A 14,419-nucleotide genomic window follows, 5' to 3' on the forward strand; every position below is an offset into this window, starting at 1 on the left:
ATGTGGCGCAACTACCTCACCGTCGGTCTTCGCGCACTCGCCAAGAACCGCGCCTACACCGCGATCAACATCGTCGGTCTTGCACTGGGTCTCGCGGCCTGCGTGCTGATTCTGCTCTACGTCCGCTACGAGACCAGCTACGACGCCGCGCTACCCGACGCCGATCGCGTGTTCCAGGTGCAGACGCACTACAAGGCGACCCCGTCCGGCGGTGAGGAGATGCACTTGCAGATGAGCGGCATCGTCGTCGGCCGCGCGCTCAAGAAGGATTATCCGCAGCAGGTCGAGAGCCTCGTCTGGGTACGCGGCTTCGGCCCGATCGTCATCCAGGACGGCCAGGCGAGCAAGATCGAACATCTGCGCAGCGTCGACGGTAATCTGTTCGACATCTTCCAAGTGCCGTTCGTCCGCGGTTCGGCGGCAACGGCGCTGCCAGACTCCCACTCAATCGCGCTGTCTGAAAGCGAGGCGCAGCGCCGCTTCGGCAGCGCGAACCCGATGGGCAAGACGCTCACGCTCGTCGAGAATACCGGGCCGGTCGATTACCGCGTGACCGGCGTTTTCAAGGATTGGGCGAAGAACTCCAACTTCAGCGCCAACGCGGTCGCCCGGATGGATCTCGATGCGCAGTTCGCCGATCGTCCCGACCAGTTGACCGGCTGGACCAACCAGCAGGGCTGGTACTTCGCGAAACTCCGCTCGGCCGACGACGCCAGGCTCATCAACAGCCAGATGCCTGCCTGGAAAAAACGCAACATCCCCGATTCGACTGCCGAGGGTCGGCACGACAATCCGGGCGACTACGAGGATTTCCGCCTCACCAACATCAGCGACGTGCATCTCGGCGCGGCGCAAGACGCCTCGATCACACCCGGCAATGACCGCTTCACCGTCACGACCTTCGCAGTGATCGCATTGCTCGTGCTGGGCATGGCATGCGTCAACTTCACCAACCTGGCGACCGCGCGCGCGTCCCAGCGCGCGCGCGAGGTCGCGCTGCGCAAGGTACTCGGCGCCTCGCGCCGCCAGCTCATCGCACAGTTCCTCACCGAGTCGGTGCTCGTCGCCGCGATCGCCATGCTGGTGGCACTCGCCGCGGTCGAACTGACCCTGCCGGCCTTCAACGCCTTTCTCAGTGCACATATCGAGCTTCATTACTTCGGCGCGGGCGGCATCCTGCTTCCGCTGGTCGCGCTGGTGCTCGCCGTCGGCCTCCTCGCGGGCTGCTATCCAGCGTTTTACCTCTCGCGATTCGAACCGGCCAAGATCCTGAAGGCCAACAAGTCCTCGTCGGATGCGCAAGGATCCGGGCGGCTGCGCAGTGCGCTCGTCGTCGCGCAGTTCGCAGTCTCGATCAGCCTCATCATCTGCACCGCGATCATCTACGCGCAGACCGTCTACGCTCGCACCGCTGACGCCGGCTATCGCCGTACCGGGCTGCTGCAGATCGGCAATCTCGGCTTCAGGGGCGTCGAGGGTCGGGATGCGCAGGTCGTTGAACAGATCCGCCGGCTTCCCGGCATCCAGGCCGCCGCGCGCACGCAGATCGCGGTCGATCCGGGCGGCAATTCGGTGAGCCGCATCTACCGCGACGGGGCGAGCGACCCGGTCGATCTCGGCTCCTATTCGGTCGAGCCCGACTTCTTCAGCGCCATGGGAATCAAGATCGTCGCCGGCCGTGGCTTGTCGGAGGCGCAGGGGCGCGACGACGTGACCACCCCGCGCCCCAGCGACCCGAGCTTCGATGCAGCCGCGCGGGCGCTCGCGCAACGCGGTGCGAACGTGGTCGTCTCGGAGGAAGCCGCGAACCGGCTCGGCTTTCGTACGCCCAAGGCGGCGATCGGCGCGCAGCTGCAAGCCGATATGCTCCCGACCGAATTCGGGCGGGTGCCGGTGACGATCGTCGGGGTCGTCGAGGACGCGCGCTTCCGCTCGATCCGCGATCCGCTCCAGCCGATCATCTACACTATGCAGAAGGACGGATTCTCGGATATTGTCGCACGCTATTCAGGCAATCCGGCCGCGGTCCGGGCGGGCGTCGAGCGCACCTGGAAAGCCACCATCCCGCAGGTGCCGTTTGAGGGCCGCTTCGCCGACGACATCGTCCGCGAACAATATGACAAGGAGGCTGCGCGCGGCCTGTTGTTCGCGGCGTTCGCGGTGCTCGCGGTGGTGATCGGCTGCCTGGGCCTGTTCGGCCTTGCCGCCTTCACCGCGGAACGCCGCACCAAGGAGATCGGGATCCGCAAGGTGCTGGGCGCGCGCACCCCCGACATCCTCCGCCTGCTGGTATGGCAGTTCAGCCGGCCGGTGCTGGTCGCCAACCTGATCGCATGGCCGATCGCTTGGTGGCTGATGCGGAACTGGTTGAACGGCTTCGACACCAGGATTGCGTTGACGCCTACGCCGTTCCTCCTCGCTGGGCTGCTGGCGCTTGGAGTCGCGATCGTCACCGTTGCCGGCCACGCCTATCGCGTTGCGCGGACCAGCCCGATCATCGCGCTCCGCTATGAATGAACGCTCGGGTCCGGCTCACGCTGCTGCATCGTAGCTTCGAACATCCCGGAATTATGGTCTTGTCACTACGAGCCAACTCGTCCCTTCCAGAACGACATCTGCTAAGCCTGTGTTTTCCGCGGAAGGACCGGTGTGTGGAGGTAGCTGCCTTCGCTGCGAGGAGCGCATGGCGCGCGTTGCAATCCCATTCAAACTAAGATCAAGGCATTCCACTGAAGGATACGGTGGTGCAGTCGGGCATCGTATTTTGTGCGCGGGAGATTAGGGGTATCACTCATCGATCGTATCAGCACTTATCAGGATCGCGTCTGCGTAGCTAATGACCCTACTGCTGACATTCATCTTCTAGAACCTGCCATCCATTTATCGCCGAAAGGAATCGAGGGCAGCGGGAGCGACGAAGCGTGCGTTGGTGCAACGCAAACAGCTTCGATAATGTCATATTCTGCGACCAAGATTTGCGGTGTCAGCGCTGGCTTACGCATTCAAGAAAATGTGTGTGGTCCGAAAGTCGAGAAGCTTGCGACAAGCGGCGGTGGCACAAACCGCAGTTTTCAGCACCCGTCGACCGCGTCGTTCAGAGGCCTGGAGGACCCGCGGCGTAGTGATCGTATCATCACCTTGCGCATCCGTACTAATTGTAGTTAACTATCGTACGAGTCGCCGCGTTTAGGGGACAACGATCCTCCTGTTCGATCCACGTGCTTGGCGCAATTCCGCGCCGGTATCGCCATGGACTAGGGGAAAATCGCATGAACCGTTATCTATCTATGTTGGTAGCGACGGCGTTCGCCGTACCATCGATGGCAAGTGCCCATACGTCGTCGCTCGGCTATGTTCCGGGAATGACCAACGGCTCCGTCATCTTCTGGACCGGATCGTACGAACATGGCGGAGGCGTTAGCAACGAAGGCACCTTCACCCTGCAGGGGATCACCGACCCGACCTACATGGCGGTCGTCAACGCCAATGTTGCGCCGACCACGGTCAGGCCGGGTGGGCTGATCGATGGCACGAACAACTTCTTCTGGGCCGAAGATGGGAGCGGCGGCTATACGTTTCCGAGCAGCATCGATCCGGTCATCTTCGGCTTGGGCATATCACATTGGCAGGGCATCTCGTTCTCCGGCCTGACCGCGGGGGATTACAGCTTCACCTGCGGGCTGACGTGCGGCACCACGCAACAATGGGAAACGCTGACGAGCGGGGCAGTCCGGATCACGTTGACTAGCGGCGACATCGGAGGTGGCATCGTGCCCGAGCCCGCGACTTGGGCGATGATGCTGCTCGGTTTCGGTGCGATCGGCGTGACCATGCGCCGCAGGGTACGTCAGTCGGTCAACTTCGGCACCCACACCGTCGCAAACTGATCCAACACACGTCGAAAAGCCGTCGGCAGCGATGCCGGCGGCTTTCTGCGTCAGCGGCGATCCGCCAGCAGCAGCTCGAACGCGCAGAAGGCATAAGCATACCCTGAACGTAGCTGGCACGATCACGCCAGCGGCTCTGATTGCGGGACAGTCCGTGTACATCGGTATGAGCATCGGCATCGCCACGTCGCCCACCACTATGGCCGACCAATGCCTGCTTGAGAGATAGCAGCAAAATACCTGAATGCGGCAGATCACGGTATCTCCGCGTCACCTCCGGCACGATGAATCTACAAACAGAACCAAGCAAAGTCTGAACCAGATCCGCCAGCCAACACAGACCCGTTCACTTACTCTTATCAGCATAGTTTCGCGTCAAGTTTCCGTCGGCGGCGAATCGAATGTGTCGCGTACGCGGCGTGCAAGCTCTCCGATGCCGAACGGCTTTCGAAGGATCCGGCTTTCATCGAGTTCGTCCTGATCGCGCTCGAACCCAGTGACCAGCAGAATGCGCGTATTTGGGTAAGCTTGGGAGACCCGGTCGGCGAGCTCGCGGCCGTTCATGCCTGGCATGACAATGTCCGATAGCAGTAGCCTTATTCCAGGTTGCGTCTGGAAGACCGCCAGCGCTTCTTCGGCGTTTGCGGCGTGACGGACCGTGTAGCCGAGGCTTCGTAGGGCTTCGACGTTGGTGAGCCGGATCTGATCCTCGTCTTCAACGATGAGGATTATCTCGTCTGCTCGTCCTGCAGGTGCCGTCTCATCCTGACGAGGTATGTGTGGCCTCGCGGCGTCGGTTCCGCTCTCTACGTATCGGGGCAACAGGATAGTGACCGCTGTGCCTTCTCCGGGTATCGAAGCGATGATTGCGTCTCCACCGGACTGGACGGCAAAACCATGAATTTGAGACAGCCCAAGCCCGGTCCCGCGCCCTACCTCCTTAGTGGTGAAGAAGGGCTCGAAAGCGCGAGCGGCAACGTCTGCCGTCATTCCCGATCCAGTGTCGCCGACCACAATGCCAATCTGATTACCTGATCCGCCGTTTTCGGCAGGCCGATTGCTTGTCTCTATCCGCAACATGCCGCCATCAGGCATGGCATCGCGCGCGTTGATCGCGAGGTTGACGATGGCGTTCTCGAGCTGACCCGGATCGACGAAGGTCAGCCAGAGATCATCCGCAAGATCGGTCTTGATCGTGAGGGCGCCAGACAGCGTGTGACTCAGCAGCTCTTGCATCGATCGGATCAAGGCATTCACGTTCACTGGCGCCGGGGCGAGCGGTTGGCGACGAGAGAAGGCAAGCAAACGGCGCGTGAGGTCAGCTGCACGTCGAGCCCCCTCCATCGCATTGTCGATGTAGCGGACTACGTCGGTATTCCCCTTTGCCAGTCGTCGATTTGCCAGGTCGAGGCTGCCGATCACAATCGCGAGCATGTTGTTGAAGTCGTGCGCGATCCCGCCCGTGAGCTTGCCGACGGCTTCGAGCCGCTCAGCTTGTTGGGCGCGCACCTGGGACACGCGCCGCTCTTCGATGACGCGCTGCGCCAAGAAGACCAATAGAGCTGCGAAGCTCAAGCTGGCGAGCGCGGCAAGGAACGACCAAAGTTCCCACGCGCTCTGCGCCCGGTCGACTGAGGAAGATGGCACTGCGACATGAACGGACCATCCGCTCTGCGCGATCGTCGCAAATGCCGTCTGCGTTCTAAGCTTCTCCCAGGTGATACTACGATAGAGACCCGAGCGGGCGCGGACGATCGCATCGCGAACATAGCTCGTTGCCGGGGTGCCGAGCCGCTCAGGCCACGCTTTGCTCCGGGCGATGAACAGCCCGCGGCGATCCACGACGGCGCTCACCCCGTCAGGCAAGTTAGCAGCCATCAAGACTTGCTGAACGATGCTCGGATCAAGGCTGACACGCAGGAGATAGCGCTGCGTCGTTGCGTGATCGATCGCTAGGTAAGCCTCGATCTCCGGCCTACCGTCCGGGCCGCGCGTGACACCGCTGAACATCGGTCGGCGTGCGCTCCGATGCGCGGCCGGTATCGCCGCTTGAGCGTCGATGGCGCGCACGACCGGCCTGGCTGTTCGAAGATCGAAAAGGCTGACCCCACGTTCGAGGTCGATCAAAGCGACGTTGCGCCAGTACGGGTCGAGGTTTGCGATCTCTCGAGAGCGGGACTGCGCCTCGGCCCAGTTCTGTTGATCGATGGAACGGATCGTCGCCAGAATGCGCATCGAATGCCCGACCAACTGCAATCTGGCCGCCACGTCCTTGCTTAGGTCTGCAGCTAGCGCCAGCGTGGCGCGATCGGTAGCTCGTCGAGCGTCGCGATAGTTCACACTCACCGTAATCAAGATGTAGATCAACAGCGGGAGCAAGATGGCCGCGCTCATCGTCACGACGATGCGCCAGCCTAACGAGTGCGTGGGAGGTGACCCGATTGGCGTCATCAAGATCATGCTAACAGTTGCGCAGCGACTCGCCTACCCGGTCGCCACCTCCTTATTGCGCTCGCCGCTCACACGAATAGGAAAAGATCATGCGGTTCCTCCAGATTGAGATTCTTCCGTCCGGCAATGCGTTGATCGATATTGATAAGCTGACACACGCCGTGCCGGAGGGCGAGGGCTCGCGGCTCTTCCTTGGCGCCCAGCATGTTGACGTGCCCCATACCCTTGACGAACTGGAGAACGTCCTGGCGGGGCGTAACCGCTTCGATAACGGTGAGAACAGCACTGCCGGCTTCGGGCAAAGGTAAGAGGCCGAGGAGACTAAGTGGATACAACCAGCTGCTGCGCTGACACAATTGCAACGTGACGGAGCCTATATGGCACACGTTGCCGACGCATATCTCACTCTCGTCCTATTCGTCGATCGTCAGGTTCTCTCCGATGCCGATAGCCACGAATAGTGGTATGCTCCGGCAACTCGGCTTGTCACGCGGCATAGTGGTTGGCGGGGTAGCCGTAGACAGTTTTCTCCGGTCCGCCGTGTATCGAATGTTCTGCCTGCTAGTTACCAGCCGACCCCATCGCCGATACAGATACCGTGCCGAGGGCGGCGTGCTTCGCCTTGCCGCTTAGGGCGGCCCTTCTCCCCAACGGGGCGATACGTCAGAGGCGCACGCCTGCAACCATGCTCGTCATATTCCCCCTCGTTCCCGTCCGCAGATACGGTTGCAGGCTTGGCTACAGCCAACAAAACCGTTCTGGATTATACATCGATTGGAAACCGCGCCTGCGTAGGTCGCGGTGATGTCCAACTCCTTTGTTGCAGCCAAGCCCAAATACGAGATCGAGGATGATCTGCTCCAGGGCGTGATCATCATCAATGTCGAGGGCTTCTTCGACTTGCCGACCTTACGGGCTCATTTCGTCGACAATGCCGCTGTGGTGGAGCGGTGGCGGGCAGCAGGCCGGCCGATCCGGGTTCTCATCGACGCCGTCAACCTGAAGCCGCACACCCCGGAGGGACAGGCCTGCGTACAGGAGGCAACCGGCAGAACTTATCGACCGGGCGACAAGGTAGCGATCCTCGTGTGCTCTAGCCTCGTCAAGATGCAGATGCGTCGAGCCCTATCACATGGCGAAATTCTCGACTTCTTCATATCCAGGAATGCGGCACTTACGTGGCTTGACGTTCAGCAGCAGTCTAGCCGGCAACATGAAGTGGCCGGTCGGCGAGCGAGATAAGCCGGAGTATCGCCATGCATACGATCAACACGCACGTTGACCTCCGGTTTATCGAGGTGAAGCTCGAAGGCCTCTGTTCGATGGCCGAATTTCGGGCGTTCACTGTCGAGCTGAGAGGCGAAATAGCACGTTTCCCTGTTGGCGCCCGACCACCTGCCACGCTTTATGATTTCACCGGAGCGACAATTCAGACACAAGAGGTCGTGCTTGCAATGAAGCCACTGGCCGAGCATCCGTCTATGACGCACAGGCGGGTAGCGATGTATACAAGGTGTACTTGCGCGGCAGCAGGCAAAGCGCATCTGTGAAAATCGCGCCAACATGGTTGTGTTTCGACACGTCAGGAGGCGATCGATTGGATCGAGATGGCTCTTCCGAGATCTAACAGCGCTGCAAACTGAAAACGTAGTTGCTACTTGCGCGTGTAATCACCTGATTGGCCGGAATGATTTAATTGCGGAAACTGCCGCCCCTGTGTCCGCTCCCCAACTTCGAACATTCGTTCATCTCCGCAAGATGGCCAAATTCAGGCACGGCTTCCTCTCGCGAATGAAGCAGCGCGCGGAAACTTGCCGTCTCAAAGCTAGGTTACTCTCTCGACGACGATGAGCATTTTCCGCCCTCGTGCGGCGCTCGATTAAGATAGTTGTGAGCCTCGATAGCCTCAACAACCGCGTCAATCGCGCTAGCGGGGGGCGAAGTAATGCTCTCGCTCACTGTGCCTGACGCCAACCATCGCGGCATCATCGCGCTAACCCCCGCGCGGTGGGCTGCGACTGCCTAAAGTTCGACGCTTCATGGCTCGCGCAGACGGTGCCGACTTTAATATGAAAGATTGCCCTGTTAGTAATCTACTCGGAATCTGGTTCACATAGAAAGCATTGCCGATTGAAATAAGGGACCGGGCTTTCGCCCGATCCCGTCCTTGTTTTACATCGCAGCTTGGCGCGGATTAGCGACGCTATGGCCACCGTTGCGGTGGAGGATGCCATGAACGTCAACGCCATTGACGTTGCCATTGACGGTGACCAGCACCCCTCCGCGCGTAAGATGATCGCCGTAATACGACGCATCTTCCTCGCTGACGCCGTGGCTTCTGAGCGTCTCGTTCAGCGTCCCGGCCGCGGCTCCAGCTGCAGCTCCGATGGCGATCGCACCCGGCACCGCCGAGGCCGCAATCGCACCAGCGGCGACAAGCGGCCCGACGCCAGGAATGGCAAGAGCAAGAACGCCCAAGCCAGCGCCCAACGCGCCGCCGCCGAGGATTCCGCGCGCCACGCTCCCTTGGTGCTCGTCGGTTACCGCGCCGTCGACATCACGGGCCGTCGTCGTGCCGTCGTTTTTGGCGATCACCGATAACGCGGCATCATCTACGCCAGCGCTGCGGAGATCCGCGACTGCGCGCTGAGCCTCGGCTTGCGTGTCGAACATTGCCGACATGGTCGCACCGCCAGTCGCCGAGGAGCTGCCAATGCCAGCCATCGCGCCTGTGCCGCCGCCGTGACCGGTGACGGCATTCGCTGCGCGATCGAGCGGGCCACGGTTTGGATTATCCGAGCCGTGCAATGCGTGCTCGGCCCGGTCAAAAGGTCCTTGGTCGGGCTCGTCGCGGCCCAAAACAGCATCAACGCCGCCACTGCCACCGGTGATCGCATTTGCAGCGCGGTCAAGCGGTCCGCGGTTCGGATCATCCGATCCTCGCACAGCGTTTTCGGCCCGATCAAGCGGTCCGCGGCCAGGATCGTCATGGTTCATGGCCGCGTCAACGCCACCGCTCTCGCCCGTGATAGCGTTCGCCGCGCGGTCGAGCGGACCGCGGTTCGGATCGTCATGCATGTCAGCTCCTCGGGAAGGCCGAATGGACACGCCTTCATTGCCGCCATCATTGCCGTAGCCGCCTCTATTGCCGTCGCTCATTTGCGTTCTCCTCTCAAATGGTCCGACACCTTGCGCGATGATCGTCGCTATCCATTGCAAGAGCCGGCTACGTGCAAACGTGCCAAGGTTGAATGGGCTGCAGTCGCCAAGTGGTGGTCGCTTGTCGACGGCTGCCAGGATACGTACAGGCGACAGTGCTGATTAGGCTTGGAATACCAGCGGCCTCGTGTCGCGTTCAGCGGCGCGCCCGAGTTGTTTGATGACGCACGGAACACAACACGACATCGATCCGGCATAAGCTCCGCCATCGCGAGCTATTCGACCGCGGAGCGATCCAAACCATCCGGACGACAAAACGGCAACGCCTCGCGGGGCCGCCGTCTTGGTCGCCATCTCCGCTTGCGCGGCGGCGCTTACTTCTTGTCGTCGGTGACGCCCACGACCGGAACGTCGATCTGTTCCTTCTCGGTCTTCACCTTCGGCACGTCGACCGTGGTCGACTTGGTGCCGACCACGACTTCCTTGGAATTCACGTCCACGTCGGGCAGCGCGCCGCCCTTGGCGCTGACATCGACCTTCGGCAATGCGCCTTCCTTCACGTCCGCGCTCCAGAAGCCGGTCGCGAACAGGATCGCGACGATGATGGCCGCGATCGCCAGCAGGATCAGGATCGTGCGGCCCGCGCCGCCGCGGCGTACGGTGGTACGATCGTTCTCATATTTATTAGCCATTGCCGTTTCCATCCGTCTTTCGAGGGCTTGCCCAGCCTCAATCCAACATTCGTGCTGCAAGCGACGTATCGCAGATAGGAATTCAAGGCACGTACCGTCGTTGCGTCCATTGACGGCGAACTACCAAGCGACTGGGTACTTACGGGTTCGTTGCGACCCGCTTCGACTACACGGCGCATCGAAAAGCTGGCACCGGGCTCGACGATCGTCCTCCCCGACGGAACAAAGGAGGCCGCGGGCAGTTCGGGGCGCCATCACCTGTTCGTGATCGAGTATGCTTATATGATTATCACTCTTGGTCTGGCGCTCTGCGCGGCCACATGCGCTACGCTCACCTTTGGCAGGCGGGTCGACCGCCTTCATCGTCGCTGGATCGATAGCCGTCTAAGGTAAGCGCAGTTGCTGGGCCGGCGTCCCGGAACGCGCAGGTGGTACCGCGAGTGCTGTCTAAGCAACCGTTCCTTTGATCCGCTTAGCTTATGGTTCGCGTAATCGCCGCAATCAGCCTGGGCTATCTTGCGCAGAACCGCAGGCTCATACTGGGAGCGTTACTGACGACCGCCCAATATGGATCCGAGGACACCGCCGAGGCCGCCGCCTAGGCTACCGGCTGTTCCCGCTCCACCAACGCTGCCAAGTACGCTTGCGAGAATGCCACCAAGCCCCCCTTGTTGCTCATTTGAGCGGCCGGATAGATGACCGGCTACGAGCATCACAAGGATCGGCAACATCTTCTGCAGCAAGGCTGCGTCGAGCCCACTCCCCTGCGCAGCATGCCCAGCGACCTGACGACTGACGTCCTTCGAACCGAAGATCCCTCCCAGCAGCTGGTTGCCTCGCTCGATCTGCGTCGGCTCGACGCCCACTACGTTTTCGGCCAGCTCAGCGCCGCCTAGCTCGTTAACATGCGTATCCAAGTTGACTGCGTTGTCACCCATGCCGCCGAGCACCGACGGCAGCAGCGCCTCGGCTCCACGTTGGGCCTGTTCTGCAGGAATACCTAATTGAGCCGCGAGTGCAGCGATGCCACCCGGTGGCAATAATTCGCTGAGGTTCATGTCGAGATCCTTTTCCGTAATGGCGTCAACGGCTGCCAGCCCACTTGGCTCCTCGATATCTGATGGCAGAAAGCGGCGCGCCCATCGAGGCGTCAGGCCTGGAGGCTAGGTAGCGCAAGGACCAACTCTAGCAATAAGGCTGCTCACCGAGCGAAGTCTCGCCCTACGCGGGCTAATCTGGCGGCATGACCCAATGTCGGCCATTTGCGCGCCAAGTTGCGCTGTCGCATAGCAGATCTTCGTCAGGTGCGGCTTGTCGTCGGAATTAGCCAAAATAAAAATGCAGCCATTCAATTGCCTCCTGCTCGGACCGGTGCTGCGCGCAAAGGTGAGAATAGCTGGGATGAGCGCTTTACCGACGGTAGAAGTCATCGTATTGAGATCACTAACTAGCGGTGATATTGTAATAGAGAGCTGTAACGCAACCTTTATCAATGTAAGGTGTGATTGGATGCGCAACCTATTGAAATGCGTGGCTCTATCGACCGCAGCCGTCCTTCTCTCCAGCTTCACACCTGGAATATACCTCCCACCCGCAGCTTTGGAAATGCTCGACCCCACCCGGTGGGCAACATCGCTTTGCAGCGGTGCGAATAGCAGAAGGGCGCTGACGAACGAGCTGGCGTTGGTAGCAGCCTTTGCCGGGCCGATTGGTGCTAGCAACAGGCCGATTTCGCTGTTTCCTGATCTTACGGCTTCGCGTTTGTCGATTTCGACGGCCAACAGCCGGGCTCGACGCTACTTCAATCAGGGGCTGCTGCTTAGCTATGGGTTCAACCATTCCGGCGCAGTCCGATCGTTCCGCGAGGCACAGCGCCTCGATCCAGGCTGCCCAGCCTGTTGGTGGGGAGAAGCGCTCGCCCTGGGCCCCAATATCAATGCTGCAATGGACGATCGCGATAGGGATACCGCTCTTTCAGCCTTGGATCGGGCCATGGCACTGCAGGCCCATGCTTCGCCGCTCGAACGCGCACTCATCGGCGCGATATCGCGCCGCTACTCGCGAGATCCGACGGCGGAGCGGACGATGCTAGATGCGGCGTATGCCGATGCGATGATTGATGTCGCCCGCCGCTTTCCGGAAAACGACGACGTTGCAGTGCTTGCAGCCGAAGCCGTTATGGATACCAGCCCTTGGAACTATTGGCAGACGGACAGGCGTACCCCGGTGGGCCGCAGCGGCGAGGCGGTACGGCTGATCGAGTCGGTCCTTGCCCGCGACCCAGCCAATCTTCAGGCAGCGCACCTCTACGTCCACCTCATGGAAAACAGCGCGGATCCGCATCGCGCCGATGCCGCGGCTGATCAGCTGGCCCAGCCTGCGGCGCCAAGCGCCGGACATCTGGTCCACATGCCGGCGCATATCTACGCGCTGACCGGACGCTATGCGGATTCAATTCGTGTCAACGTCGCCGCCGCGCGCTCGGACGAGGCTTTCATCAGAAGCACCGACGACCGCAGCCTAGTTCGCTACGGCTATTACCCCCACAACATCCACTTCATGGTAACCTCGGCGCAGCTCGCTGGCGACATGCGTACTGCGATAAGCGAGGCGCGAAGTTTGCGTTCCACTCTCGATCCCGAGACGTCGGCGCGCATAGCGTGGATACAGGCAATTGATGCGGCGCCTTACCTGGCGATGGCGCAGTTCGCGCAGCCTGAAGCGATACTTGCGATGCCACCAGCTCACCCCCGTCTGCCATATGCTGTCGCCATGCGCCTTTATGCGCGCGCCGTCGCTCACGCGGATCGGCACGATCGGGTCGCTTTCGATTATGAAATTGCAGAGCTTACAGCGCTGCGGGGTTCGAAGGCGTTCGCATCTATGATCGAACAAGGCGTCCCGGCGCCAGACCTGCTGTCACTTGCCATCGCGGTCGCTCGCGGACGACAGGCGCAGGCAGAGCGTCGTTTCGACGAAGCGGTGCTAAGCTTTCGCAAGGCCATCGTGTTTGAAAGCAAACTTCCTTATCAGGAGCCGTCCTACTGGTATTATCCGGTTAGCCAATCGCTTGGTGCCGCCTTGTTCCAAGCCGGACGGTACGACGATGCCAGCGAGGCATTTCGCGCGGCGCTGGTGCAGACCCCGCGAAACGGCTGGGCCCTATATGGACTTGCGCAAAGTGAGGCTGCCCAAGGCCATAGGCTCGAAGCGGCCGCTGCCTTTCGAGCCTTCCAGCGCAGCTGGCTGGGTGATCCTGCCTGGCTGCGCATGGACCGGCTCTAGAACGTGGCAGAATGTTTCGATTAAGAACTCCGCTCATAGTTAAACGTGACCGGGGCACGTCGGCGGTGCGACTGAGTACGACTTAAAAGCTGCCGATCGACTGGTCTGTCGCGCATCCGAACTCCCGACGCTTATCCATGCAAGCGTTTTGCGATCTTGCCGAACGATGATGTTCGAATGAAGTGGCTAGCGGCTACGAAGAAGCACATGTCGAGAGCGGCAGCCGGATAGCTTGCGCCAACCCGCCTGCGACGATTCGCCACAGCCTGATCTTGATCGGCCGCGACAAGAAGGCTGCTCCGATCGCATCGGATGCACCGATCGCGGCGGCCGACGAGCCGGCCACCTATCGCATCGCCATGCCCGATCTGTTTGGCCGGTATGGCACGAGTCGGCAAATAAAGGTGCCCGCTCCCGCCCGGCCCGCGCCGCCCCCCCCCGGCCGCAACCCAGCATCGTGCGTGCCGTGCTGCCCCCGGGATCGGAAGCCGCTATCGTCGGGTCCCTAGCGGTGACGGTGGCCGTACCCAGCATCGGAAGCCTAGGCTCCGGTGCCAGGCCATTCGCCAAGCTCCTGATCGGCTTCGGGGGCGAGGACCTGAAGCTTACCGCTGGCGCAGGCGCGATCATCGCCGCGTTCACGCTCCCTGAATTGCTGCCGCAGGCAAGTGGCACGGTTGATGCACTCCGCGCCTACTTCTGCGACGCACGCGGGCTCAACATTTCCGCTGGCACCAGCCGGGCCGCGACCGCCTTCGCCGGCTGCGAGAAGCAGCAAAGCCAACAGCTGCCCGCCGATGTGCGACAGCGCTTCCACCTGCTGACCGATCCGCCCGTTCCCGCAAGCGCGGGCACCACCCGCCTGGCCGCCACGAGCGAAATAGTGGCGGTTTCCATCTTACCCAGCCGATAAGCTGTTGGCGCGCCCCCTCAATGAACGGCTGC

General features: G+C 61.3%; 12 protein-coding genes. 8 read left to right on the forward strand and 4 right to left on the reverse strand.

Annotated features, from left to right (window positions below; all coding sequences use genetic code 11):
• Positions 1-2,517 (forward strand): ABC transporter permease, encoded by a 2,517-nt coding sequence (locus tag ACT009_RS08425; RefSeq protein ID WP_445193886.1) that lies wholly within the window; start codon positions 1-3, stop codon positions 2,515-2,517.
• Positions 2,518-3,269: 752 nt separating this feature from the next.
• Positions 3,270-3,887 (forward strand): PEPxxWA-CTERM sorting domain-containing protein, encoded by a 618-nt coding sequence (locus ACT009_RS08430; RefSeq protein WP_445193887.1) that lies wholly within the window; start codon positions 3,270-3,272, stop codon positions 3,885-3,887.
• 375 nt (positions 3,888-4,262) lie between these two features.
• Here ACT009_RS08430 and ACT009_RS08435 read toward each other — a convergent pair whose 3' ends face one another.
• On the reverse strand, positions 4,263-6,281 hold the full coding sequence (locus ACT009_RS08435) for a response regulator (RefSeq protein ID WP_445193888.1): 2,019 nt from the start codon (positions 6,279-6,281) through the stop codon (positions 4,263-4,265).
• Between ACT009_RS08435 and ACT009_RS08440 the strand changes: the two genes are divergently transcribed.
• The 4 genes from ACT009_RS08440 (at position 6,268) to ACT009_RS08455 (ending at position 7,888) form a co-directional block, all read left to right on the forward strand.
• Positions 6,268-6,447, forward strand: coding sequence for a hypothetical protein (locus ACT009_RS08440; RefSeq protein ID WP_445193889.1), 180 nt, complete (start codon positions 6,268-6,270; stop codon positions 6,445-6,447). The two genes, ACT009_RS08435 and ACT009_RS08440, sit on opposite strands and share 14 nt — an antisense overlap.
• Positions 6,428-6,646 (forward strand): hypothetical protein, encoded by a 219-nt coding sequence (locus ACT009_RS08445; RefSeq protein WP_445193890.1) that lies wholly within the window; start codon positions 6,428-6,430, stop codon positions 6,644-6,646. The genes ACT009_RS08440 and ACT009_RS08445 overlap by 20 nt, the downstream gene beginning before the upstream one ends.
• 496 nt (positions 6,647-7,142) lie before the next feature.
• Complete coding sequence (locus tag ACT009_RS08450) at positions 7,143-7,580, forward strand: hypothetical protein (protein WP_445193891.1); 438 nt, start codon at positions 7,143-7,145, stop codon at positions 7,578-7,580.
• Positions 7,581-7,594: 14 nt separating this feature from the next.
• Entirely contained in the window at positions 7,595-7,888 is a 294-nt protein-coding gene (locus ACT009_RS08455; protein WP_445193892.1) for a hypothetical protein, read from the forward strand.
• Between the two features lie 622 nt (positions 7,889-8,510).
• Here ACT009_RS08455 and ACT009_RS08460 read toward each other — a convergent pair.
• The 3 genes from ACT009_RS08460 to ACT009_RS08470 all read right to left on the reverse strand — a co-directional run bounded on the left by ACT009_RS08460 (position 8,511) and on the right by ACT009_RS08470 (position 11,247).
• Entirely contained in the window at positions 8,511-9,497 is a 987-nt protein-coding gene (locus ACT009_RS08460) for a hypothetical protein (protein ID WP_445193893.1), read from the reverse strand.
• Positions 9,498-9,871: 374 nt separating this feature from the next.
• Positions 9,872-10,189 (reverse strand): hypothetical protein, encoded by a 318-nt coding sequence (locus ACT009_RS08465; RefSeq protein ID WP_445193894.1) that lies wholly within the window; start codon positions 10,187-10,189, stop codon positions 9,872-9,874.
• A 548-nt stretch (positions 10,190-10,737) separates the two neighbouring features.
• Positions 10,738-11,247 (reverse strand): DUF937 domain-containing protein, encoded by a 510-nt coding sequence (locus ACT009_RS08470; RefSeq protein ID WP_445193895.1) that lies wholly within the window; start codon positions 11,245-11,247, stop codon positions 10,738-10,740.
• A 451-nt stretch (positions 11,248-11,698) separates the two neighbouring features.
• On the opposite strand from ACT009_RS08470, the gene ACT009_RS08475 reads away from it, so the two are divergent.
• Both ACT009_RS08475 and ACT009_RS08480 read left to right on the forward strand, forming a co-directional pair.
• Positions 11,699-13,474, forward strand: coding sequence for a tetratricopeptide repeat protein (locus ACT009_RS08475; RefSeq protein ID WP_445193896.1), 1,776 nt, complete (start codon positions 11,699-11,701; stop codon positions 13,472-13,474).
• 511 nt (positions 13,475-13,985) lie between these two features.
• Positions 13,986-14,387 (forward strand): hypothetical protein, encoded by a 402-nt coding sequence (locus ACT009_RS08480; RefSeq protein WP_445193897.1) that lies wholly within the window; start codon positions 13,986-13,988, stop codon positions 14,385-14,387.
• Positions 14,388-14,419 lie beyond the last annotated feature (32 nt).

The sequence above is a fragment of the Sphingomonas sp. Tas61C01 genome (assembly GCF_052567495.1).